Below are 23,294 nucleotides of genomic sequence, written 5' to 3'. Positions count from 1 at the left end.
CAGGCAAAGTCAAGGCACAGAGTAGAGCAAAGCTCACACGAGCCAGCGATTCATCAGAAAGACGATACTTAAAACTGCTTGTAGAGTTGGGAAAAGTAGCATAAGGACATAATGCATACCTGGTGAGCGCCTGGTCAGGAGAGCCAGCGTGATAAAGGCTGGAAAAAGTTCCAGTACAAAACGCTGATTGGAGAGAAGTATATCTGGTTTTTGGGCCGGATTGACCAGTATATAAAGTAAAAAGGCAACCATCCAGAGACTAAAACTTTTAGGCAAAATACGCCAGCCTCGAATAACCAGTGCGATGAATCCTAGGGTCGCAGTTAGATCAAGCAATAAGTGCGCCTGATTGGATGAGCCGAAGCCCTGTTGATGATAAAAGAACAGGGCCCAGAACGCTTGAAAGAGGCCCATCCAGGGCCAGGTTGTGTGGCGAGACCATTTCGCTTGCACACTGACGAATGCCAGAGGATTGCCAAAGGCGTGCCAGCAATACCAGGCATAAAGGAGAGTTCCCAAAGGGATTAAGCAAAGGGTCCCCAGGCTGACGAGCAAGGTTGTACGACGCGTAAGGACATAGGCTCTTTGCACCCATAACTCATACAGATAGGGTATGACCAATAGAATACCAATCGAGCGTGTCAACGCTGCCAGCATCCCTAGCAATCCGGCCAGCCACCATTTTTGTCGACGCAAGGCCAGAAAGGTACCTGATGCGAAGAGCAAGTATAATGATTCGTTATAGGCTGCAAAGAAGAAAAAAGCAGTGGGAAACAGGCAAATATACAACAAAGTACGTTTTGAGAGCTCATCTCCCACCAGATCCCTCGCAATAGAATAGATGATAAACAGCGTTCCAAGCAGCGCAAGATTGCTTAGCAGCATCCCAACAAAGATATAACTCCACCCACCACCTCCCAGGAGGCGAGCCCCTCCAGCGATGAGTAACGGTAAAAAAGGGAAAAAGGCCACATCCTCGATTGTTTGATAGCCAAACTGTGCAATACGCGTGTAGATGGCTGCATCCCAATGATTCCATGTACCAAGCAGAGCCGCTATATTTACTGGTGTATCTGAATACTTTACAGCGGTCAGTAAAATATAGGCAATGTAAGTGATTACAACTAAAAGTAATCGCGTACCAATAAAGAGCCAGAGTATATCTCGTGTTGGGCGTTGTTTCATCTATTTATTGCTCAATTCAAGTATATAGCAATAAATTGTATTGCCACCTGTAACGGTATGGATAACATGGGCCTGTGCTGGGAGTGGATATCCTCGTTGCACCAGATGTTTTGGCCAGACCAAATACTGGTAAGCAGTATAGTTCTTATCCGTAGGTTGAGCTTCTTTGAGCGTAAAAGCTTGAGCCATGTCAGTGTTATAGTGAAACCAATTGGCAGCGGGGCTATAACCGTTTAAGGTTCCCTTCAATGAGATTAATCCGACATTGGTATGAGTATGCTGAGTGTCTTTCAACCATTGTAATGCTTCTCGATAACCAGGGTAGGCTACCTGCATTGTTGCGTTCTCATCATTCTGGAAGAATTCGTTTGTATACCCTTCGGCTGCATAGACGGTGGTGAGTCCTAGCAGGTGTGGACCGATGCTCAGTAGTGCCAGTATGATAACTGGAATCAGTACACGTGGGCTGCGAAAGGTGGTTGATGCACTGGTTGAATTCTGTTCCATAGACGTAGCTTGTTTCTTTCTTAAGAGTCCAGCAACGCCATGTATGATCATTGAAAGCCCAGTCACACCCGCAACTGCGACTGAAGGTGCAAGGGGCAAGTGGTAGTGGGTTCCAACGACAATATTAAGAACGCTAAACATACCCAATATACTGATGAGCCAGATGACCAGGTAAGCATAACTCGCCGCCTGTATTGTTGTTAGTTGGTTTTTATGCAGATGGAAGCGAATAAGCTGAATCAAGGCGACTACTACGAAGATGGCTGCTGGTATGGTCAGGAAGGCACTCATTTTAGTGAAAACAATATAGATAATAGACCAATGAGGGACGTGAGTATAATACTGACCAGCAATAAAGGTTGGGTGTCCATTGGCGGAATGATTCCACTCGAACGCAAAGCTACGGATGAGGCGACCAATGGGATTAAGCCAGATAGCAGGGTCGGAAATAAAGAAGGCCACAGGGGCCACAAGTAGCGTTGCAATCCACCACTTCCAGGGCAATGCTGGCCGTTGTTCCACGGGCATAGTTGGGCGTAGGAGGAAGTAATAGTAGGCAATAAATAAAATGATACCGGGAATGACCAGCACTGCTGTATATTTACTGGCTGCCCCCATACCAACCAGTAATGCTAGCACTGGAAAAAGCCAGGGACGACGAATGGCATGCCAGAGGGTCAGAAATGCGACAGTAATAAAAGTTGTCATGGCCATATCAAGATAGGCGAGGGCACTAAAATAAGTGAGCCAGGGACTCACTGCCAGACTCAGGGCCGCCAGAAGAGCGATTGTGCGACCAAATGGGGCACGTCCTAACCAATAAACGGCGACGACAAGTATTGTGCCCAGGATAATGCTTGGCATGCGACCTGCAAGCAATTCGCTGAGAGGTTGCCCCAGTATATTATTGAAGGCCAGTGAAAAACCCATAAGCATCTTGGCTAATGGCGGATGTTCGTAGTTAAATTGAGTCCACTGGCTTGAGCTAAAATTGGCGTGTGTAATCAGTGGTAAATACACTTTGCCACCTAAAATATAAACAACCTCGTCAGTAACAACATCTAACTGTCTACCAAGCAGCAGACGTGGTATAAAGGCCACAATCGCTAAGCCAATAAGAATGACTAGATTGAGCATAGAGTTATGGCGCTCAGGGTTGGTGCAGTTGATGCTGGTTTGGTTTTGGCGTCCTGAGGTAAATCATCTCCAGTTGTGAGATCGAGCCTGGTATCCATATTTCCCCCAATAAGTGTGTGGGCAGGTACATATAAGGATGTTCAAGAGAGCCTGATGCTTCTTGTAATCGCGGGCTAGTATATCATACCGAAGCGAGGAGCGTCGAGCAATCTAGTACTGTAGCTCTGGGAGCGCTGCGAGGAAAGTTTACATGCATAAAAAAGGGGGAGCCTGCTTCAGGCCCCCATTGGTTACTGATATCAGACACATTCACGAAGAGATATGCTGGCGCTCATGCCGCGCAGCTTCATAAGTGCGACCACTTCAAGCTGGCGTACACGTTCGCGTGAGATACCAAGTTCTTTGCCTACCTCAAGTAAAGTGCGGCTACGCCCATCTCCAATACCATAGCGTAAAGTGATGACGGCACGTTCGCGTGGTGTGAGGAATGCCAGTGCTCGATGTAATTCTTCGCCCAGGAGATGCTGCGAAGCAGTATCAGCCGGAGCAGGCGTATTACTATCCTCTAGCGTGTCAGCCAGTGAATAGCGAGCCTCATCATCAACCGGGGCATCTAGCGAAACTGGTTGCTCCACGACCCCAAGCAGATCCACTACTTCATTGACTGTGATATTGCAAGCGGCAGCAATCTCTTCTGGAAGTGGGTCCAGACCGTTTTCCTGGGAGAGTTGTGCTGCAACACGACGTACTTTGCGAAGTCGTGTTGAAACATGTTCAGGAAGATGGATCATACGTGATTGTTCACCTGCGGCCCGGCTAACGGCCTGCCGAATCCACCAGGTGGCATAAGTACCAAAGTGACAACCACGCTGGTAATCAAATTTTTCTGCGGCGCGCATCAAACCCATGTTACCTTCTTGAATTAGATCAATTAAAGGTACACCCGTACTGGTATAGCGTCTGGCGATAGCAATAACTAAACGCAAGTTAGATTCAATGAGTGTACTACGGGCAAGTGTATCGCCGGCGGCAGCGCGGCGCGCAAGGTCAATTTCTTCTTCATGTGTGATCAGACCATGGCGACGAATGTCTCGCAAGTAGCTCTGAAAAGCATCTTCAGAAAAAGATGAGCTTTTTGTGCTGGTAATGCCACCCTCACGACGAGGTGTGCTTCCCCCGATTGATTCAACGCTCTCAGTATCATCATCTTCGAGTAGCGTATTTGCACTTTCTTCTTCATCCAATAAAGGCAAATCGATTTCATTGAGAGGTTTAGCTACACGCTTATTTGATACAGCTGGTAGTGCATCATCTATCTCAACTTTGCGTTTGGATGGAAGTGTTTGGGTGAATCGGTCTAGTGTTGTTTGTGTCGTTCGCATGGTCCTCTGGTCTTCTCTGACAGGATTGACAATCGCCATAATTCCACGCTCCCTTCGGGAAACTCACCGACATAATCAGCGTCGGACTCCGTATGGCCTCGTGGTTAGCACTCACAGGCAGCGCTGTACACGTATACTAAAGCATGTTTTGTGTTTTGCGCGTACGTGTCCATTTTTTGTTATTATCTTTAGCCATATTGTAGTGAATTTGATGATAAAGTCACATCAGGTAATCACCTTAAATAGTCTAAGGTGCTGACTGTATATTCTGTTTGGCAGACTACCTTTTTGGCTGAATGAACGGGTTCTCTTACAGTAAGTCTAGTAACTATAACTTTATTTCCAGCTATATATTTTGGGCACTGTTTTTTTATTCTGAGTGTCTGTAGAGGATAATTGATGTGACGCTTGATTAGGTTGATAAAAATCAACCTTTTCCGTTTTTTCTTTGGGCATCAAGCGTCACTTACATGGTGATCTCAGCAGGTCAAATGCGAGATTTATTCTGGATTTGTTTCGTCAAACGGATCATGTACCCCATGCCCACGATCATAAAATAATTGCGTGGGATCTCCAAGATGGTCCTCATAGTCTGGTCGTTTATGCCATTCTTTAGCGGCTGCTTCATCCGCCGAGAAGGTAAGGCGAACTGTATCTTTATCCACTTGTTCGATGGCACTATAAGGGATGTAACTATCTTTTGTAAAGATAAATCCTTTGTGCACTAAAAATGAATCTTCGTAAACATCGCCTACATGGCCCAGTTTACTATTATCTGAAGAATAGACAGTCATATGCTTATGGATATTTTGCTGTGTAAAAGCTGGCATCATTATACCTTTCTAGACTCTAGCAGATCTCTACTCGCTGGCACGTCTTTTTTTGCTAGAAAGTTTCATAGCTTATCCATAAAGAGCGCAAAGTACCAACAACCTCCCAAAAACCTCACAAAAATTTTTTTTCCGTTTTGGGTATGCTTAAAGGTATTGTAAGAAGTGGATACATAAAACATTGTTGCGTTGGGAGGTTGAGGATGGTTGCTTCTAAATTTACACGTTGGGAAGATGAGTTTATTCCACCTAAACGTCTGTGGACTGCTAAACATTGGCGATATCTTTTATCTGCGGGCGATACCTTTGTAGTGCTTCTGGCCTTTTCTTATTATCTGGGTATCTTGATAAGAGGAAAAGATATGTTATACAGCGCTCATGAAGTATTCGCTGGAGGATGGATTGCATATCTTCAATGGGAGTTTATAGCGTGTCTATCCTGGATAGTAGGCATTCGTCTCGTGCAATCCCACTCACATCTGTATATCTTGCGTTATCGGCAAGGTGTCTTTGTGGGATGTTGCTCACTGCTGATGATGATTGGATTCTTGTTTGCCTTCTTATTCGTTTTTTTTCATGGGGCTGCCAGGTCTGCTTTACAAATAGGGTTTCCTTTTCTGTTATTCGCTTTCTTTCTCTTTGGGTTATGGCGTGCATGCTATGCTGCTATGCAGAAATTTTTCCTTTTTCAACCCCTGGGGATAGTAATTGGTACAGGGGAGCGGTCGGATGAAATAATGTATGAGCTGTGCCAATCCGGAAAGCCTGCGCCTGTCATGCTGGGGTATATTAGCGAATCTATATGCTGTGATCGATACTCCTCGACTTGTCCTGTTCTTGGGGGGAGTGCAGCACTTCATTTACTGATGCAGTCAAGTCTGGTTGATATATTAATTGTGAACACAGATATCTTTATGGACTCTACACTGTATCATTTAGTGCAAGACGCATTGACGCGGGGAGTACAGGTTTTTACTCTCGCTGATTTATATGAGCATACAACTGGAAAGTGTCTTGTATCTGTTACTAATGAGCCTACTCTAATGAGTTGTTCTGATTTACAATCCCAACCCCTGGCTTATCGCTGCTGGCACTATTTGCTGAATGCTTGTTTTGGTGTGCTAGGAACCTGTGTATTATTAGCATTGCTCCCATGGCTGGCATTATGTATCTTCCTTGACTCACCTGGCCCCATTTTCTACTGGCAGGAACGGGTGGGATATGGTGGTCGACCTTTTCGTCTGCTTAAATTTCGTTCCATGCGTATGAATGCCGAGCCTTATGGTGCCACATGGGCTAGCTCTGTAGATGCGCGTGTGACGCGTGTGGGGCGTATTCTGCGCTCCACTCATCTAGATGAATTACCCCAGGTGTTAAATATCCTGCGTGGTGATATGAGTTTGATTGGGCCTCGTCCTGAGCGTGAGCCTTTTGTTTCCCAGTTAGAGAAAGCAATCCCATCATTTCATTATCGGCTCAGCGTGAAACCAGGTTTGACAGGATGGGCTCAAGTGAAATTTCCTTACGCAAGTTCGTATGAGGATGCTGCCACAAAGCTGCGTTATGATCTCTACTATATCAAACATCGATCGTTTCTATTGGATGTTTCAATTTTGCTTCAAACTGTTATGAAGTTGGTGTGGTGTACCGGGCGGTAGGCGGTTCAAAAGCTGTTTACCCATGGAGGGATATAATGACATTTGGACAATATTGGTCAATTGTAGTACAGCGCTGGTATCTGATTCTGGCGTGTTGTGTGCTGGTTGGTATCGGTGCCACATTGGTAAGCCTGTTTATTACTCCTGTCTATCGTTCTGCTGTATTGATACAAGTCGCAATCCATTCTAGTGGCAACCAGAGTGATATTAACGATTTACTGGCTAGCAATCAACTGGTACAAACTGAAGCACAATTAGCAACCAGCGATCCAATTGTAAAAGAAGTGGCAATCCATCATCCGGGACTGACATCGGTCCAACTTGCTAACATGGTTTCGTCGAGTGTAAAGCTTAATACACAACTCTTTGAAATTGACGTCCAGGATACCGACGCCCAACGGGCTGCAACCTTAGCGAATGAAGTGGCACAGACCTTTATTCAGCACCAGGAGCGCTCGCGGCAGCAAGAAGATAAGGAAGCTCAAAAGCCACTTCAACAAGAAATTACGACAACGCAGCATCAAATAGATGCGCTCAAAATTCTTCCTACACCTTCTCCCTCACCGGATACCAGCGCAAAAGGAGCAACTGATAGCAGTCCAACTGAGCAGATTACCCCACTCCAACAGCATTATAATCAGTGGCAGTTGGCCCTTGCCCAGCTAGAACTCTCCCAGGCACAGCGCAGTAATTTTTTATTGATAGTGCAGCCAGCACAAGTCAATCCTGAACCTGTACAACCAAAGTTCTGGTTGAATGTTGGGGGAGGGCTGGTCGCAGGACTTGTGCTGGGTTTGATCTTTGTTCTCATTTGGGATCAAATAGATCAACGTATTTACACCAGCGAAATGCTGCAACAACTGGTGGATTGGCCTATACTGGCACTGATCTCACGTGTTCCGACAGGGGAACGGATTATTCATCCTCAAGGTATGGATACCAACGTGGAGGCTTATCGTATCCTACGTTCAAATATCGGCTTTGCCGGAGTTGATAAGCCATTACGTTCTTTAATGGTAACCAGCGCACTTTCACGAGAAGGGAAAAGTACTGTGGCGGCCAATCTGGCTATTTACATGGCATTGGCAGGCAAACGTACACTGTTGATCGATGCCGATTTGCTCTGTCCGACATTACACGAAAAATTTAGCATAGCGGCTGGTAAACCAGGCTTGAGCAATGCTATTCTTGCCTGTGGAATGCCACGTTTTCCAACCCCATTCCCGCGTACCACAGGGGTTATCAATCCTCGATCGATCTCAATCGCTCCTTTTATTCATCAGGTTGATATACCAAATTTGAGCGTGATGCCTTCAGGACCGCTACCACCAAATCCATCTGAACTGTTTGATTCTCAGGCCATGCAGCGCTTCTTTCAAGCTCTGGATACCTATGGGGTTGAAACTATTATCTTTGATACTTCACCACTGCTTGGCCTTTCGGAAGCGATGATGTTGTCGGCTAAAGTAGATGGAACTATTGTGGTTGCTGACCTATCTTGTATCCATAAGCCGGATCTACGTCAGGCTCAGTCCCTACTGGTACAAGCGGGCGCGCACCTGGTAGGATGCGTCCTGAATCAACAGCCTCCACCAACTCATCGATCAGCACATTCTCTCTATCGTAATTATCGTTGGCGGTCGCAGATTGAGAAAAATGACGCGAAGCCGTCTCTGTTCATTCAACCGCAAACGATGGCGTTTAATCCTGAGACTGCTAGTGGATCAGCGGTTGGTCAAAAGTACAAGTAGTCTTGCTAGTATGCCTGTTTATCATGTGGTGTTGTCTATGTTGAAGCGAGGTAAAAGTGGGGGCATAATGGGTATTGAGCGCCGACAGTATTTAAATAAATTCTCCTTATACTGTGGGACACTAGTCCTACCAATGTGTTGTGTAATACCTGGAGTATTATTGTTTGGAGGTGTTTTAGCGGGATTTGGATTGATAGCTTTTGTGATAGCCATTGGTCTGGGGCTGTTGATTATGTTAGTTGTGTTGCGTCTGGATGCTCTTCTATTAGTAGTGCTCATCTCCCTTCATCTGTATCTGGATTGGTATCAAGGTTTTCATATACTTGTGCCCTTGCTTGCCTTACTGCTTGTGCCCTTGTTCTATGTACTGCGTTCTGGGTCTCATCCCTGGATTCAGCCACGATGGCTCTGGCTCTGGTTTCTCTTTTTGTTGCTAACAATTTATCCATCTCTACGTGGAGGCATGCTTATGGTTTATGACGCTGCCTCTTTCTATCCCAGTGATATTCTTGGCGCTTTATTAATGTACTGGTTAGGGATGCTTGTAACGCAGAATAAAGATAAGTTGCAGCTGTTCTTTCAATTAGTGACTCTCCTCGCAGTCCTGCTGGCCGCGCACACGCTTTTTCAAAGTGTGACAGGCACCATTTTATTCGCTTCATCTCGTGTGGATACTTTTTTATTGCGGTCGGATGTTGACTATTATCAAATAGCGAGTACTGATACCCATCGCGTTGGTTCATTTTTTATTGATCCAAACTGGAACGGGGCATTTTTTGCGCTGGTCTTTTTTCTTCCACTAGGATTGTTTGTCTCTGGGTCTCATGTCTGGCAAAAATTGCTGTATTTGTTCGCACTCGTGCTTATTTTATTAGCTCTGTTGTATACGTATAGTACAGGGGCATGGGTGGCTTTTTTAATAGGTTTGACAGTGTTTCTGGTCTTTATCGGTTCGACCACCTATCGAATAACTTTTTTGCTCATTGGTTGTGGTCTGGCTGCTCTCATCATTTTCATTTTTCCTGCGCAGATAGCCCTACAAATGCAGCATGCCAGTGGTAATAACGAGCTTTCCTTACGTATAGCCGCGTGGCAGACAGCCTTAGCTGTAGTGCAGGCGTATCCCTGGTTTGGTGTAGGGTTAGGCCATCAGGCATATCTTATTCATTCAAATATATACCGCGTGCCTGAACAATTTGTACTACTTTCGCATCCACATAATTCATATCTGGAATGGGCTGCGATGGCAGGCATACCCGTGCTTTGTACCTTTCTTGCTCTGATTGGAACCGCACTCTATCAATCCTGGCAGAATTGGAGGCAGTCGGATATTCAGCTTCGACCGTTAATTGGAGCTGGTATTGCTGCTACAATCACGCTAAGCATTAACAGTATCAGTATTAATGGTTGGACCCATTTTGCACTGTCAATGATTATATGGCCTATTCTTGGTAGCATTGCTTCGCCAGCGTTATGTACAGCACGTTGGAGATCTGAGAACTGATAGGGGGGTGGGGGAATGTCAACAAATCCAAAATCGGGCAATAATAAGCAGCAGAATATGGTTGAAAGCCGGGAAGCACGCACTCATTTGATGGCTCGCCCAGGACTTATCAAGGATCCAACTCTGTTAAATACTTCTTATGGTTCTCATAACTACAGAGTTGAGAATTTTGCTATTGATCAACAACTTACCTGGTTGATTCCAGCCGTTACTGATCTGGAGCAACTTAAGCAGATGTCAGTTCCCGTGACGGATAAACATGGACAGTTTTTTATTGTACGTACCATATTAAAAAACTCTGGTATCTATGCAATCGCATCTTGCCTGTCACCGCTGGCGTCTTTGTTTATTACACCATTTTTAACACATCATCTCTCTGGAACGGATTATGGTATCCTGACAATCTTTAATGCTACCCTGGCGCTTCTCGCTGGTTTGACGCAATTTGGTCTTGGATCAGCTTTTGTGCGCATATATCATCAGCTTCAGACAAACGCTGGTGAACAGACGCGCAACAGTTTGGTTGGAACATTTATCGGGTTAACCGTGGGCATCTCTCTTTTGGTCACATTTGCTCTGTTGGTACTGGCACCCTGGATAGCTCAATTGTGTCTGCATAACTCTGCTTATTCAAACTTGTTGCGCTTGAATGCATTGATATTATTGCTGCAGAATTTGACTGTCCCGCTTTATACATGGTTACGAGCGCAAAGCCGAGCGCTTTTTTTTGTGCTGCTTTCGATGCTAAACCTCATTATTAACCTTTTCCTGACAATCTTATTCATTGGTGGCTGGCAGTGGGGAAGTCAGGGGCTATGATCTCGGCTGGGGGTGGGTATGCTGGCGTCGTGCTGTGTTCGGTGCTTATTTTTAAGCAACGAAGCTGGCGGCACTTTTTTCGTTGGGATATGGCAATGCAGTTACTCGTAACAGGCCTCTCGACGATTCCTGGCTTTCTGGCGATCTGGATACTCCAACTTTCTGATCGCTATTTTTTGCTTGCCTTTAGCTCTCTTTCTCAGACTGCTAGTTATACCGTAGCTTATACACTAGGCAACTTGCTAGGGCCACTGGTGATTACACCCTTTTCACTGTCCTGGCATTCAGCTTTGTATAGTATTGCTAAAAAGGCTAATGCTCTGGAACTCTTTCAAAAAGTCTTCCGTTTTTATGGGCTTATCGCTTTGCTTATAGTCTTTATGGTTTCGGTATTGGCTAAAGAGGTGTTAGAATGGTTATTCCCTCCTGCATATGGAATGGCTTCTGCTATTATTCCACTAATTGCGCTTGCTAATTTTTTGTATGGCTTCTTTGAAATTTTCAACCTGGGAATTTTACTACGTGGCAAACTTCATTTTAATGTAATCTTGCTTCCCTTCGCCGCATTAGTCAACTTTGGCTGTAATTATCTACTTATTCCAGATTTTGGTGTAATGGGCGCTGCATTTTCAACTTTGCTGGCTTATGGCTTATTAGTCTGGTTGGCTTACATTGTTAACCAACGACTTTATCCAGTTCCTTTTGAAATAGGCTTATGTAGTGTAGGACTAATAAGTGGATTTATGCTCTTTATAGTTGATCAATTGTTGGTTCTCCATGTAAATCAGTTATCGCGCTGGTTCATTGGGATTGGATTAACAGGCTGTTATGCAGTTTGCTTATGGTTTTTAAGTAAGTTTCCCGCCAGGAAATTGAATAACCTTATTACTTAAATCTGTGTGAATTTGTAGAAGTGAGGTATGCGCGTATATGGATATTCGATCCTTTTTCCATTGTCAGTCGGATAAACAGTCTATTCCAGAATGGAACAGGGTATGTATGCATATGACTGATCCGGGGCGATCTAATTACCGAGTGATGAATGATGCTATAGCTTTGGTCGCGGCAGGATATCATGTAACGATTGTTGATGTGGTAAACGATTGTAAACAACCAGTGGTGGAAGAAGTGGGAGGTATTCAATTCCGCCATATTTGCGCGCCCGGCTGGTTTATTGCTACACGCTTTAAATTCTGGTTTTTGCTTAAGGCGTGTGTTCTAATGATACGTTGTACCGTTCAATTACTGCATGTTCAGGCTGACATCTATCACGCACACGTTGAGCACTCATTCATACCCACCTATCTGGTATCTCGCCTGTATAGAAAAGGGCTCATTTTAGATACACCTGAGTTGACAATGTTTGGTCCAAACATTTTGCGTTGGCCGCGCCTGCGTTGCCTCGCGATTCAATGCATTCGTTGGCTTGCGCGGTCTTGTGATGGGTATATCACTGGCTCACCACTTTATGGGCCTATCCTGGCTGATCTTTATCATCTTAATAATGTACTTATTTTACGGCATATCCCTCCATATAGAGCCGTTACAAAGAATACACGCCTGCATCAGTATCTTGGTCTGGAACCAACAATAAAAATCGTTCTATACCAGGGATATATTCAGGCCGATCGCGGTTTAGAGTTACTGATCCATGCTGCCAGCCATCTGGCGCCAGATGTTGTAATTGTGTTGATGGGCAATAGTTATGGAGATACGATGGTTGAGCTAACAACACTTATTCACGATAAACAGGTGACCGATCGCGTTAAGTTTGTGCCTGCAAAGCCCTATGCAGAATTATTAGACTGGACTTCAGCCGCTGACCTGGGTCTAATACTCTTGCCTCCTGATTATTCTTTGAGTATTCGTTATTGTTTGCCCAACAAATTTTTTGAATATTTAATGGCTGGGGTACCGATGTTAACTGCGCACTTAGATGCCATCGTGCCTCTAATTCAGCATTACCATATAGGCCACGTCCTGAATGAACTTACGCCTCTCCGTGTAGCGCAGGCGATTACTATGTTGTTAAGTAATCAGGAAGCCTTACATGCTATGCATCATAACGCTCTCCGTGCTGTAACAGATGGACTATCCTGGGAAGTGGAAAGCCAGCGCCTGGTAAAGCTGTATCATGCTATTAGTGTCAGACATGCTGGCACATCTATACAGGGGTTGCAAAAAGAGTAAATTATCAATAAACTAGCTGTATGGATAATCAAACGCGACAAGATAAAATAGCTGCCGCTCTACGAGAAATAACATTACCTGTGGGAATTGAGATCCGTAGCTGGAACGAGGCCGATTTTACCGCAATACAGCGTATGAGTAGCGTTGAAGGTTGGACCTCACCGATACAGCGCTCAACAGACGCATTGCTGGCCTGGCAACAGTCCTGGCCTGCGTTAGTAGCTGTGAAAGATGAGATGGTTGTAGGCTTTGTACGTGGCCTGACAGATGGAGCTATGACAACGTATATTGCTGACCTGGCCGTAGATCAGCAGTTACGTGGTAAGGGCATCGGACGCGCACTGTTAGACGTGTGCCATTTTCTCTATCCAACAGCACGACTTGACCTGCTGGCTGAAGAGAACGCTCGCGAGTTCTATGGGGCGTGTGGGTTCAGGACACTTTCAGATGGAATGCGTAAAAGTTATGTTAAATAAATAAATAAATAACATAACTTCATGAATATTTATGATTTCTTCAGCTAAAGCAATTTTGTAAGCTGTTCATTCCTGAAAAAGATGCATTGGAAACAGCAGTAGAAAACTTGACAAAGAGTATCACCACTTGTTATTATCAAGAGGAATACTACATAAAATTATAAAGACACTGAACGAGCGGAGTAAAGAGAAACGATTCGCCAGAGAGTGGAAGCCATCGGGTGAGAGCTTCCTTCGATTACGTCTCTTGAACGTGGCTTGGAAGTTGAATATCCAAACTGCGTGTGGAAACACTCGCATGAAGATATTCCGGGGATGCCCGTTAGCGCTGTATGAGGATATCTGACCATAGCCAGGTTGGGCAAGTCAGTTATCAAATCAAGGTGGTACCACGAGTTGCGTTGCCCTCGTCCTTGGGATGTGGCAACGTTTTTTGTTAGTACAAAGAAGGAGTACTACCATGTTGCCCAACCGCTATCAGTTTCGCGCTGTTGAACCCCGTCTGACGCGCCTGTGGGCAGATGCTCAGACCTATGCTTTTGATCCTACTGGTTCAGGTCCAGTTTATACAATTGATACTCCTCCAGCGACCGTTTCGGGTGAACTACATCTTGGACATTGCTATTCTTACACACAGACAGATGTCATTGCTCGCTTCCAACGAATGCGTGGCCAACGCGTCTTATATCCTATGGGTTTCGACGATAATGCCCACGGGATGCGCAACGAGATTTGTAACTGATCCGCAGAGACTGGCGAAACGCTAAAAAAAAGTGTCTCCTATAAGAGAAGAAACCTCAAAATTTTTCTCAGAAGGAGGACACCTTTCTAGTATGACGCATTCGACCACCACCGTCCAGACGACTCCAGAGTCGCAACCTTCCACTCCCAATTGGATGGGAGAAGCGGCAGCTTTTGCTCAGAGCCTCACCCAGACGGGTATTCTCACGGCTATCACCCAACGAGTCCGCTTCGCGCGCGCCCGGATGGGGACCTACGATCTCATCGATTTTGTCGTGGTCCTCGTCGGCTACGCGCTTTCCGGTGAACCGACCTTGCAAGCCTTTTACGAGCGCCTTGTGCCGTTTGCCGACGAGTTCATGGCCTTCTTTGGCCGCCAGCGTTTGCCCTCGCGCTCCGCGCTCTCTCGCTTTTTGGCGGCGCTGGATCAGGCCAGCGTCGAAAACATGCGTACCCTCTTCCAGCAAGACGTGCAGGCCCGCACGTCGTTTCCTGATCCCGGCGGGATCATCGATCGGTGTGGGCAGAGCTGGCTGGTCGCGGATGTGGATGGCACCCGAAAGGTCGCTCGCCAACGCGCCTTGCCCCAGGCCGAGTCGCTGCCTGCTGCGCGCCGTCGCTTTGACCAGGTGTGCGCCAAAGGGTATCAGGGCCGCAAGCGCGGGGAAGTCGTACGCACCAGGACCGTGGTGCTCCAAGCTCATACCCATCAGTTTCTGGGAACCTTTGGAGGGTCGGGCAACGGCGATTACCGGGGCGAACTGCTGCGAGCGATCCAGGTTCTGCTCGACTATGGAAAGCAGGTTGGTGTACCTGCCCAGCAGATCGTCATCCGCCTCGACGGCCTGTATGGCAATGCTGCTCCTCTCTGCGATGTCCTCACCTCGGGCCTGGCAGTGGTGGCCCGCCACAAGGATTACCACCTGCTGGATGTGGCGGAAATGCAGGCCGTGTTGGCTGCCGCTCCCGCTGCCACCTGTACGCACCCCGAAAGCCAGATGACCCGGACCCTGTTTGATTGTCCAGCCGTCCGCTTTCCCCTACGGGGCCTCTGGTACGCGTGATCGTGGCGACCCATCCAGCCACCTCAGACCCTCCCTCCGTTGGGGAGCAGCGAGCGGAGACTGTCTACGAGCTCTTTGTTTCAACGCTGCCTTGCCCTGCCTTCAGCGCCAAAGATGTCCTGGATGTGTATCTGCATCGCGGTTCTTTTGAAACCGTGCTGGCGGATGAAGATGGTGAACAGGACGCTGACCGTTGGGTCTCTCACACGGCCTGGGGACAGGAATGCTTCCAGATCCTGGTTCAGTGGCTCTGGAACCTGCGGATGGAACTCGGCCTGCATCTGACTCCCGCAACAGTGCGCACGACCGAATTTGCTCCGGCTCACGCAGTTTTGCCAGTCGCTCTCAGTGAGCCAGCCGTTCCCAGTGGGTCAGCCGCTCCGGTAATCTATGGTCCTGCGCAGTGGGCCAAACGCTCGTTTACCGGCGGTTTTCCTGGCTCAGTGTTTACGCTGCAACCCGACGGTACCTTGCGCTGTCCCGCTGATCATCCGCTGTACGCGCAAGAGCGTCGACCCGAACATGATGGCTCTCTGCGTGTCTTGTATGCGGGCCGCATTGGCTTCTGTCGGGCTTGCCCCTTGCGCGAGCAGTGTCAAGAACATCCTTCCACCAAAAAACCACGCCGCGTCAGTGCCGTCTTCTGGCCTCTGCCTCCTGATCCGCTCTCTGCTCCTGCGGTGCCATCCTTGCCGCATGTTCCCGTCGTGTCTCCGTCGGCTCCCTTGCTCTGGCGCGATTGGCCTCGTCGCTCTGTGCGCCGTCACTGGACCCAGCTCCTACGGCGAGAAACAGCCACCTTTTCCTGGGAAGCTTGCCCTCAGTCCTCACAGCCAGCACATCCTCTGAAGCCAGACGAGACGCTGCTGACTCGCGAGCAGCGTGCTCATTATCGGCTCTCCTGGTCCCAGCGCCTCGCTCGCAATGCCCGTTCCGCTGATGCTCCCAGGCTCTCTGTTCTTTTACATGGCCTGCCCGTCCGCTTCTTCGAAACGTTTGGCCCTCCTGCTCAAGCCGTCGCGTAAGCCTTTTTTCCTGTCTTTGGCAACCCTTCCGATGCGCTGCTGGCTGGGCATCACCTCTTCATCGAAGTCTATCGATGCAAGGCTTTTGCTTCCTTTCCTTTTCCTGTTGAGGTTTTCAATTGATTCCATTGCCTGAGTTTACCTCGTTGCGCATCCCGTGGGTAATGGTTTACCAACCGAGCGTTTTGTCGAGAAAACGATTAAACGTAAAGCGACCGAAATGGACCGAGCTGATTTTTTGGCCCAATGCTTCAAGCTTACCCAGGAGGCAGAGGATCGTTTCGAGTCGATCTGGCGCCGTTTAAGTTTGAGTGTTGATTGGAATTATCGCTATTCGACGCTATCCCCTGAAGCACAGCAGACCTCGCAGTGGTCATTTATTCAGTTGTATCGGTCTGGACGGGCCTATGCGCAAGTTGCTCCTACGCTATGGTGTCCGGATTGCCAGACAGCTATTGCGCAGGCTGAACTTGAGGATAAAGCACTGCCAACATTGTTTACTACTTTTACCTTTCGTTTGCCTGACGGTAAATCGTTACCTATCGCGACAACGCGTCCTGAATTGTTACCAGCCTGTGTTGCCATCTTTGTTCATCCCGATGATAAACGCTATACACATTTGACTGGGCAGGAGGCTGCTATTGATAGTCGAGCTTTTTCCGCGCAGGCAACTATTCAGGTTCCAATCCTCGCTGATGAACTGGTTGATCCTCTTAAGGGAAGTGGCGCCGTTATGTGCTGTACCTTTGGTGATTCAACCGATGTTCGTTGGTGGCGCACTCATCACTTGCCATTGCGAGCAGCTATTGGTCGTGATGGATACATGACAACGCTGACGGGTCCCCTGGCAGGTCTGACAATCATGGCGGCCCGTAAACAAATTCTGCAATCACTGGACGAGCAAGCTTTGATTTTACAGCAAGAGACAATTGAGCATACCGTCGGTCTCCATGAACGCTGTGGAACACCAGTTGAATACTTGCAGACACGGCAGTGGTTTATTCGGGTTCTGGACCAGAAAGGCCGTTTTATCGAAGCTGGTCGCCAGATTCGCTGGAAGCCAGAATATATGCGAAGTCGTTATGAGCATTGGGTTGAAAATTTGCAGTGGATTGGTGTATCTCACGTCAGCGCTTACTTGGTGTTCCGTTTCCCGCCTGGACATGCCGCGCATGTGGCACATTATTGCTGGCTACACGAGAGGAATTGCCGGTTGATCCGCGTTTGACCGGTCCCAATCGTCCCTGTTCCTGTGGCTCGACCGATTTTGATCCTGAGCAAGATGTTATGGATACCTGGGCTACATCATCATGTTCGCCTTTGATCATTGGGCGTTGGATAAATGACCCTGATTGGTTTCAGCAGCATTTTCCTGCCAGTTTACGGCCTCAGGCACATGATATCATTCGAACCTGGGCATTCTATACAATTGTTAAGGCTCTCTATCACTGTGATACGATCCCCTGGAAAGAGTTAATGGTTTCCGGTCATGCCCTCTCAACTGAACGTAATAAACTTTCAAAGTCCAAGAGTAATAGTACAGGAGGGCCGCTGGCATTGATGGAGCAGGAATCAGCTGACGCATTACGTTATTGGGCTACCTCGATCAAGCCAGGAAATGACACGGTTTTCAACCTGGAAGCAATTGCAGTCGGACGGCGTCTGATTACCAAATTATGGAATGCCTGCCGTTTTGCCGAGAGTCGTTTGCAAGGATTGGATATTGCGTCTTTAAACTGTCAGCCTGACGACCTTTTACCGACTGATCGCTGGCTTCTTTCGCGTCTGTCTCAAACGATCACATTCGCTACCAGACAACTTGAACAGAGTGATTATGCGACGGCTCGTGCTGAAGTTGAACGCTTCTTCTGGACGGACCTTTGTGATAACTATCTGGAGTTAGCGAAATCCAGGCTTTATAAAGAAGGTGGGGCAGATCGTGCTGCTGCTCAGTGGACGCTTTATCACGCACTATTAACTGTTTTAAAGATTTTTGCTCCTTATATACCATTCGTTACAGAAGAGATCTATCTAGGACTCTTTCAGCAGTGGGATGGAGCAGTCTCAATCCACACTTCAAACTGGCCAGTTGCCAGGAGTGGCTGGCTAGATGAGCAGGGTGAAAATACAGGTAAGTTGCTTCTCGAGATTGTACGTCAGGTTCGACGTTACAAAGCTGAACAGGGACTTTCAGTTGGCGCTACATTGGAATGTATTAAGTTGACTACAGCGACAGCAACAATATCCATGCTCCAGGCCGCACAGTGCGACATACAAAGTGCCACTCGGGCTCAGATCCTGGATTTAGAGGTTCAGCCAGATGAGAGTGCCGCATCGTTGGAGCCATTGCAGATAGAAATAGTACTCGCAAAGGCTTGATTCACATACTCAGGGAATAAGCATTGCCTCCTTCCTGAAAAAATGTCGAAGTTGGTAGAATACTTCTCTCAGAAGAATAGTCATCTTGTAACTATGAGATAGAACTCTGTCCGTAAAAGTATTCTGCAATTTGGGAAAATTATGTGTCATTCAAAAGTAGAATCAGTTTGTTGTGCTTACAGTTTCTGAAGCATGGAATTTCTGTAGATTTCCTTCATCGCAAGAGTCATGATTTGTTATAATAGTACATGACATTGTGGCAATGAATAAAAGGGGTAAATATTACTATGAAGCTCTTTCTTTCGACGGATTTTGAAGGCACGAGTGGAATTGTGGCCTGGGAACAGATTATTGAAGGCAATGCAGAGTATGAACAGGGCAGGCGTTTACTGACCAATGAAGTTAATGCTGTCATTGCCGGTGCCTTAGAGGCTGGTGTAACAGACTTTGTTGTCAATGATGCTCATCACGCGATGCGTAACTTGCATCCACAGGATTTATCAGGACGGGCAACTTTGATCACTGGCAAACACAAACCCTATTATATGATGGAAGGATTGGATGCTAGCTTTGATGGTATCTGCTTTGTTAGTTATCACGGCTCAATTGGTGCCGAGCATGCTATTCTTTCTCATACATATAATCCTGGAGCGATCTGGGAAGTACGCATTAATGGTGAGATAGTTGGTGAATCTGGTATTAATGCTCTGGTCGCCGCCCATTATCAAGTTCCTATTATTTTTATTAGCGGTGATGAAGCCACTGCACGTGAAGCGATGACTATTGCACCACAGGCTGAAAAGATTATTGTCAAGCAATCTCTAGGTCGTTTTGCTGCTTCTCATCTGCATCCTGAGGTCGCCTGTGAAATGTTACAAGCGGGGTCCAGACGTGCAGTTGAGCAAATCGCTAACATGCAGCTCCCTGATTTCAGCCTGCCAGTAGAACTTGAAGTTACCTTTCTTGTAGCCGATATGGCTGAGATGGCAACCTGGATCCGTGGTGTTGAACGTAGCGCGCCACGAACGGTTAAAGTTTCTGGCAACAATTTACTCGACCTCTATCGTACATTTATTATTCTTGTTAACCTTACCCGTTCTCTTGTTGATCGCTAGCTTCTATCGAAAGCAGTTATTTTCTGTTATTATGCAGAGATTAACAACGATAAAGATGGCAACATATGCCGTTGTGAGTGAGGCAAATAAGCTGTATGAATCTGCAGAACCTGCGCGTTTTCCTGAAGGTTGCTGAGCTTGAGCATATTACAAGAGCATCAGAAGAGCTTCACCTGACCCAACCCGCCGTGACAAAGATTATGCAAAGCCTGGAGCAAGAGGTACAGCTGGATTTAGTAGAGCGACAGGGACGGCGTATCGTATTGACCCATGCAGGTCGCGTATTACAGACCTATGCGCGCCAGATGTTTTCACTTGAGCGTGAGATGGATGATGCTCTGGCGGCTTTACGTGATGTCCATCGTGGTGAGGTAAAACTGGCAGCTAACACAACGGCTGGTGTGTATTTGTTACCTTCAATTGTCGCACGTTTTCGCGGACTGTATCCACAGGTTGGCCTTAATATTTCTATTTGGAACTCGCAAGATATTATCGAACATATCCTGGACTGGTCGCTAGATTTTGGTATTGTTGAAGGCGAAGCGTCCCAATTACCAGCAGGATTAGATGTACGTTTTTTCACGCGTGATGCCCTGATTTTGATTGCCTCCCCCACTCATGCATGGTGTGGAGCCGAAGCAATACATCCCGAGCAGCTTGGAGAGGAGACGCTGATTGTACGTGAGACAGGAAGTGGGGTACGGGATGTACTGGAGCGTGACCTGGCCTGTCGTGGTGTCGTTCTCAAGCCATTGCTCACGTTGACTGACAATGAAGCTATCAAGCAGATGGTAATCAGTGGAGTCGGAGCAGCTGTGGTATCATTTTTGACGGTCCAGCGAGAACTTGCCAGTGGTGATTTAGTACAAATTCCCCTTGCAGATATGAGTCTTCGCCCTCAATTAAGTTTTATTCAACGTTCTGACAAGCAATTATCCCGTGCGGCTCAGGCCTTCTTCTCGTTTCTTTTTCCTTTAGCAGAAAATCCAGTATAATGCAGGCCCACTTCCTATTCGATTTATATAGCCAGGAGGTGAGCCTGTTGTTTAGAAATTTGGAAAAAAGACAGTAATGTTAAACTGCGAAGCCCCAACGTCTACGAACCATTCTTTCTAATGGCTGAAAAATGAGGCCATCAATAGCAATACCGATGATGATGATAACAATCATGATGGCAAAGATTTGTCCGATATCACCGAAGTCCCGGCCTCCCTCAAGTAAAGATCCAAGGCTGATGGTATTATAGAGCAATTCTGCAGCCATCAGTGAGCGCCAGGCGAAGGTCCAGCCCTGTTTGAGTCCAGTAAGGATGGATGGTAATGCGGCAGGTAAGATAACCTGGGTTGAAAGGGCGAGACCACGTGAGCCCATGTTGCGGGCCGCTTTAATATAGACTGGTGGCGTGTTTTTGATGCCTGCGTCTACACCCAGGGTAATTGAGAAGAGCGCGCCATAACTACAACAAAAAGCATAGCCTGCTCACTCAAGCCAAACCATAGCATAGCCAGCGGAATCCAACAAACACTAGGCAAAGCTTGTAAAGCAACGACAAGAGATCCCAGTGTTTCTTCAATATAGTGGTTGCTGCCAATTGCCAGGCCCAGAATCAGGCCAAGAATAAGTGAGATACCATAACCAAGCGCCAGCCGACGCACACTGACAAGGATGGCGGTTACTAATGAGCCATCTTGATACAGTGCTTTCGTGCTTTCCAGAACGGTCAGTGGTCCGGCGAAAAGATAGTCTTTCCAGATATGGGCGCTGGCTAAAAGCTGCCAGATGACAAGCAAGAGAACATAAAAGAGCAGTTGGCGTATGAGTTTCCCTATCCAGCGGGTGCTGACGTGTTTTTTTGGTATACTAATGGACGGTGTTGCCAATCTCTCTCTCCTGTTCTTGCTGTTCCATTTCACTACGCAGAGTTTGCAAAATTTCGGCGGATTTATCCACAAGGTGATGATCTTCCAGGCTGCGTGGACGTGGTAGATCAATGTGAAAGTCACGGATAATGCGTCCAGGACGAGGGGCAAAGACTATAACACGATCTCCTAGCGCGACCGCTTCCCTGACGTTGTGGGTGACGAAAAGGATAGTTTTGTGGGTTGCAGACCAGATCGTTTCGACCTGCGCCTGAAGTTTGTCTCGTGTGAAGGCGTCCAGAGCGCCAAAGGGCTCATCCATTAACAGGATATCAGGATCAATAGCAAGTGCGCGGGCAATTGCAGCACGCTGGCGCATTCCTCCCGAAAGTTGATGTGGGTAACTGTTTTCAAAACCGCTGAGATTCACCATATCAAGGTAGTGTCGAGCTATCTCGGCTCGTTTTTTGCCAGGTACATGAGCTTGCCGTAGCCCAAAACTCAACATTTTTCTGTATATTCAGCCATGGGAAGAGCGCTGCTTCCTGAAAAAGTAAAACGCGATCGGTCCCTGTTCCTCGAACAGGTTTATCATTGACGATAATGTTGCCGCTAGAGGCTGCTTCAAGTCCAGCAATAATGTTTAATAGCGTTGATTTTCCACAACCGCTTGGTCCTAAAAAGCACACAAATTCGCCTGCCGATATGGAAAGATCGACAGGGCGCAACGCTTCTACGACACGTTCGCCACCCACGAATGTTTTGCTGATCCCTTCTATCCGCAAGGAGTTACCGCCAGCGGATGGGGATATATTGTCCCCACCCGCTACTTCAATAGAACGGCTCTTATTCCCTATTGATTGGATCATTTCGGTTCCCCCTTAAGAGGCTGCAACTTTTTGTAGCCCCTTACTGCTGAGTACATTATTCAAGATATCTAGCGAGAAGATGTTGGAAAGATCTGGTTTGCTATGACCCAGAAAACCAAGCGCATAGGCATTGTCTGCTGATTTGAATAGCGTTGTAGCCAATGGATCATAGGTAATGTCGAGCCGTTTGAATGAACCGTCAATAGCCTTGCTGGAAAGTGCCTTGCCAGTGAGCTTCTTTAATTGTGTGTTGGCGACTTTCTCTGCATCTGGCAGATTTTGATTGATATATTGCACTGTTTCAACATGAGCTTGAAGGAATTTCTGCACTACATCTGGATGCTGATCCAGAAAATCTTTACGTGCTACTACGACAGTAGTGATAAATTTGTTGTCGGGCCAGATCGTGCGTTCATCCAGGAATATTGTCCCTGAGCTTCGTTAACCAGGCGAGATGCCCAGGGTTCGGGTACCCAGGCTCCATCAATCTGCCCTTGTTTGAACTCATTTAAGATATTGCATTATCTGTTGGCAAAATTTGCACGTCACCACCCTGTTCGCTGGTTTTTAGATTGTTTGCCTGGAGATAGTGGCGCAAAGCAATATTCTGTGTCCCTACCTTTTTGCGCGTGTGGCCAGTTTTTTGCCTTTCAGATCGCTGCAGTCTTTAATATTGGTCCCGGTTCACTTATAAAAGAGGCACCACCGCTAGAGGCCACCAGCAATGATACGTAGGCATCCCATGAATTTTGACATATGTGTTGATGGCAGATTTGGTCTACATAGCCAATATCGATATCACC

The 23,294-nt window shown here is 47.0% G+C and carries 22 protein-coding genes, 1 pseudogene and 1 other annotated feature; of the genes and pseudogenes, 14 read left to right on the top strand and 9 right to left on the bottom strand.

What is annotated here, in order from left to right; genetic code table 11:
* Nucleotides 1–33: 33 nt before the first annotated feature.
* The 4 genes from KDW_RS00105 to KDW_RS00090 form a co-directional block, all read right to left on the bottom strand.
* Nucleotides 34–1,185 (bottom strand): mannosyltransferase family protein, encoded by a 1,152-nt coding sequence (locus KDW_RS00105; protein WP_151754086.1) that lies wholly within the window; start codon nt 1,183–1,185, stop codon nt 34–36.
* Complete coding sequence (locus tag KDW_RS00100; RefSeq protein WP_151754085.1) at nt 1,186–2,829, bottom strand: glycosyltransferase family 39 protein; 1,644 nt, start codon at nt 2,827–2,829, stop codon at nt 1,186–1,188. It abuts the gene before it with no gap.
* 299 nt (nt 2,830–3,128) lie between these two features.
* Nucleotides 3,129–4,250: a sigma-70 family RNA polymerase sigma factor gene (locus KDW_RS00095; protein WP_151754084.1), complete on the bottom strand. Its 1,122-nt coding sequence runs from the start codon at nt 4,248–4,250 to the stop codon at nt 3,129–3,131.
* Between the two features lie 461 nt (nt 4,251–4,711).
* Entirely contained in the window at nt 4,712–5,044 is a 333-nt protein-coding gene (locus tag KDW_RS00090) for a DUF2171 domain-containing protein (RefSeq protein ID WP_151754083.1), read from the bottom strand.
* 200 nt (nt 5,045–5,244) lie between these two features.
* Between KDW_RS00090 and KDW_RS00085 the strand changes: the two genes are divergently transcribed.
* From KDW_RS00085 to KDW_RS00025, 14 genes are all read left to right on the top strand, one after another.
* Nucleotides 5,245–6,699: an exopolysaccharide biosynthesis polyprenyl glycosylphosphotransferase gene (locus KDW_RS00085; protein ID WP_162004827.1), complete on the top strand. Its 1,455-nt coding sequence runs from the start codon at nt 5,245–5,247 to the stop codon at nt 6,697–6,699.
* Between the two features lie 35 nt (nt 6,700–6,734).
* On the top strand, nt 6,735–8,450 hold the full coding sequence (locus KDW_RS00080) for a tyrosine-protein kinase domain-containing protein (RefSeq protein WP_151754081.1): 1,716 nt from the start codon (nt 6,735–6,737) through the stop codon (nt 8,448–8,450).
* 160 nt (nt 8,451–8,610) lie between these two features.
* Nucleotides 8,611–9,954 (top strand): O-antigen ligase family protein, encoded by a 1,344-nt coding sequence (locus tag KDW_RS00075; RefSeq protein WP_162004826.1) that lies wholly within the window; start codon nt 8,611–8,613, stop codon nt 9,952–9,954.
* A 15-nt stretch (nt 9,955–9,969) separates the two neighbouring features.
* Entirely contained in the window at nt 9,970–10,773 is an 804-nt protein-coding gene (locus KDW_RS00070; protein ID WP_151754079.1) for a lipopolysaccharide biosynthesis protein, read from the top strand.
* A complete protein-coding gene (locus KDW_RS00065) occupies nt 10,770–11,666 on the top strand; it encodes a lipopolysaccharide biosynthesis protein (protein ID WP_151754078.1) in 897 nt (298 codons plus the stop codon). Before KDW_RS00070 ends, KDW_RS00065 begins: the two co-directional genes overlap by 4 nt.
* Nucleotides 11,667–11,772: 106 nt before the next feature.
* Nucleotides 11,773–12,963, top strand: a complete 1,191-nt coding sequence (locus KDW_RS00060) for a glycosyltransferase family 4 protein (protein ID WP_162004825.1) — start codon at nt 11,773–11,775, stop codon at nt 12,961–12,963.
* Between the two features lie 20 nt (nt 12,964–12,983).
* Nucleotides 12,984–13,439, top strand: coding sequence for a GNAT family N-acetyltransferase (locus KDW_RS00055; RefSeq protein WP_151754076.1), 456 nt, complete (start codon nt 12,984–12,986; stop codon nt 13,437–13,439).
* Nucleotides 13,440–13,599: 160 nt separating this feature from the next.
* Nucleotides 13,600–13,857: a binding site (T-box leader), on the top strand.
* Nucleotides 13,858–13,899: 42 nt separating this feature from the next.
* Nucleotides 13,900–14,181, top strand: coding sequence for a class I tRNA ligase family protein (locus tag KDW_RS00050; protein WP_151754075.1), 282 nt, complete (start codon nt 13,900–13,902; stop codon nt 14,179–14,181).
* 31 nt (nt 14,182–14,212) lie between these two features.
* On the top strand, nt 14,213–15,244 hold the full coding sequence (locus KDW_RS33500; protein ID WP_233097561.1) for a hypothetical protein: 1,032 nt from the start codon (nt 14,213–14,215) through the stop codon (nt 15,242–15,244).
* Nucleotides 15,241–16,269 (top strand): transposase, encoded by a 1,029-nt coding sequence (locus tag KDW_RS33495; RefSeq protein ID WP_233097560.1) that lies wholly within the window; start codon nt 15,241–15,243, stop codon nt 16,267–16,269. The genes KDW_RS33500 and KDW_RS33495 overlap by 4 nt, the downstream gene beginning before the upstream one ends.
* A 157-nt stretch (nt 16,270–16,426) precedes the next feature.
* Nucleotides 16,427–17,497 carry a class I tRNA ligase family protein gene (locus KDW_RS33490; protein WP_151754074.1) on the top strand — a complete coding sequence of 357 codons (1,071 nt, stop codon included), beginning with the start codon at nt 16,427–16,429 and terminating at the stop codon, nt 17,495–17,497.
* Nucleotides 17,389–18,648 carry a class I tRNA ligase family protein gene (locus KDW_RS33485; protein WP_269822458.1) on the top strand — a complete coding sequence of 420 codons (1,260 nt, stop codon included), beginning with the start codon at nt 17,389–17,391 and terminating at the stop codon, nt 18,646–18,648. The genes KDW_RS33490 and KDW_RS33485 overlap by 109 nt, the downstream gene beginning before the upstream one ends.
* A 287-nt stretch (nt 18,649–18,935) precedes the next feature.
* Complete coding sequence (locus KDW_RS00030; RefSeq protein ID WP_151754072.1) at nt 18,936–19,763, top strand: M55 family metallopeptidase; 828 nt, start codon at nt 18,936–18,938, stop codon at nt 19,761–19,763.
* Between the two features lie 95 nt (nt 19,764–19,858).
* The gene (locus tag KDW_RS00025; RefSeq protein WP_151754071.1) at nt 19,859–20,758 is read left to right on the top strand and encodes a LysR substrate-binding domain-containing protein; all 900 of its coding nucleotides are present in this window, start codon (nt 19,859–19,861) and stop codon (nt 20,756–20,758) included.
* A 79-nt stretch (nt 20,759–20,837) separates the two neighbouring features.
* Here KDW_RS00025 and KDW_RS32495 read toward each other — a convergent pair whose 3' ends face one another.
* The 5 genes and pseudogenes from KDW_RS32495 to KDW_RS00010 form a co-directional block, all read right to left on the bottom strand.
* Entirely contained in the window at nt 20,838–21,176 is a 339-nt protein-coding gene (locus tag KDW_RS32495; RefSeq protein ID WP_233097745.1) for an ABC transporter permease subunit, read from the bottom strand.
* Nucleotides 21,177–21,184: 8 nt separating this feature from the next.
* Entirely contained in the window at nt 21,185–21,643 is a 459-nt protein-coding gene (locus KDW_RS32490; RefSeq protein WP_198925123.1) for an ABC transporter permease, read from the bottom strand.
* A complete protein-coding gene (locus KDW_RS34710) occupies nt 21,624–22,055 on the bottom strand; it encodes an ATP-binding cassette domain-containing protein (protein ID WP_198925122.1) in 432 nt (143 codons plus the stop codon). The genes KDW_RS32490 and KDW_RS34710 overlap by 20 nt, the downstream gene beginning before the upstream one ends.
* A gap of 1 nt (nt 22,056) precedes the next feature.
* A complete protein-coding gene (locus KDW_RS34705; protein WP_162004823.1) occupies nt 22,057–22,491 on the bottom strand; it encodes an ATP-binding cassette domain-containing protein in 435 nt (144 codons plus the stop codon).
* A 12-nt stretch (nt 22,492–22,503) separates the two neighbouring features.
* Nucleotides 22,504–22,979 (bottom strand): annotated as a pseudogene (locus KDW_RS00010) (ABC transporter substrate-binding protein).
* Nucleotides 22,980–23,294 lie beyond the last annotated feature (315 nt).

It is taken from the genome of Dictyobacter vulcani, from assembly GCF_008974265.1.
Classification (GTDB): Bacteria; Chloroflexota; Ktedonobacteria; order Ktedonobacterales; family Ktedonobacteraceae; genus Dictyobacter; species Dictyobacter vulcani.
The sequence above is the reverse complement of the archived record's forward strand: the minus strand, read 5'-3'. Positions and strand labels throughout refer to the sequence as shown.

What these genes read in the sequence shown, in the direction of transcription:
- KDW_RS00105 (WP_151754086.1), bottom strand. Translation starts at nt 1,185, where the DNA reads ATGAAACAACGCCCAACACGAGATATACTCTGGCTCTTTATTGGTACG.
- KDW_RS00100 (WP_151754085.1), bottom strand. Translation starts at nt 2,829, where the DNA reads ATGCTCAATCTAGTCATTCTTATTGGCTTAGCGATTGTGGCCTTTATA.
- KDW_RS00095 (WP_151754084.1), bottom strand. Translation starts at nt 4,250, where the DNA reads ATGGCGATTGTCAATCCTGTCAGAGAAGACCAGAGGACCATGCGAACG.
- KDW_RS00090 (WP_151754083.1), bottom strand. Translation starts at nt 5,044, where the DNA reads ATGATGCCAGCTTTTACACAGCAAAATATCCATAAGCATATGACTGTC.
- KDW_RS00085 (WP_162004827.1), top strand. Translation starts at nt 5,245, where the DNA reads ATGGTTGCTTCTAAATTTACACGTTGGGAAGATGAGTTTATTCCACCT.
- KDW_RS00080 (WP_151754081.1), top strand. Translation starts at nt 6,735, where the DNA reads ATGACATTTGGACAATATTGGTCAATTGTAGTACAGCGCTGGTATCTG.
- KDW_RS00070 (WP_151754079.1), top strand. Translation starts at nt 9,970, where the DNA reads ATGTCAACAAATCCAAAATCGGGCAATAATAAGCAGCAGAATATGGTT.
- KDW_RS00065 (WP_151754078.1), top strand. Translation starts at nt 10,770, where the DNA reads ATGATCTCGGCTGGGGGTGGGTATGCTGGCGTCGTGCTGTGTTCGGTG.
- KDW_RS00060 (WP_162004825.1), top strand. Translation starts at nt 11,773, where the DNA reads ATGCATATGACTGATCCGGGGCGATCTAATTACCGAGTGATGAATGAT.
- KDW_RS00055 (WP_151754076.1), top strand. Translation starts at nt 12,984, where the DNA reads ATGGATAATCAAACGCGACAAGATAAAATAGCTGCCGCTCTACGAGAA.
- KDW_RS00050 (WP_151754075.1), top strand. Translation starts at nt 13,900, where the DNA reads ATGTTGCCCAACCGCTATCAGTTTCGCGCTGTTGAACCCCGTCTGACG.
- KDW_RS00030 (WP_151754072.1), top strand. Translation starts at nt 18,936, where the DNA reads ATGAAGCTCTTTCTTTCGACGGATTTTGAAGGCACGAGTGGAATTGTG.
- KDW_RS00025 (WP_151754071.1), top strand. Translation starts at nt 19,859, where the DNA reads ATGAATCTGCAGAACCTGCGCGTTTTCCTGAAGGTTGCTGAGCTTGAG.
- KDW_RS34710 (WP_198925122.1), bottom strand. Translation starts at nt 22,055, where the DNA reads ATGGTGAATCTCAGCGGTTTTGAAAACAGTTACCCACATCAACTTTCG.
- KDW_RS34705 (WP_162004823.1), bottom strand. Translation starts at nt 22,491, where the DNA reads ATGATCCAATCAATAGGGAATAAGAGCCGTTCTATTGAAGTAGCGGGT.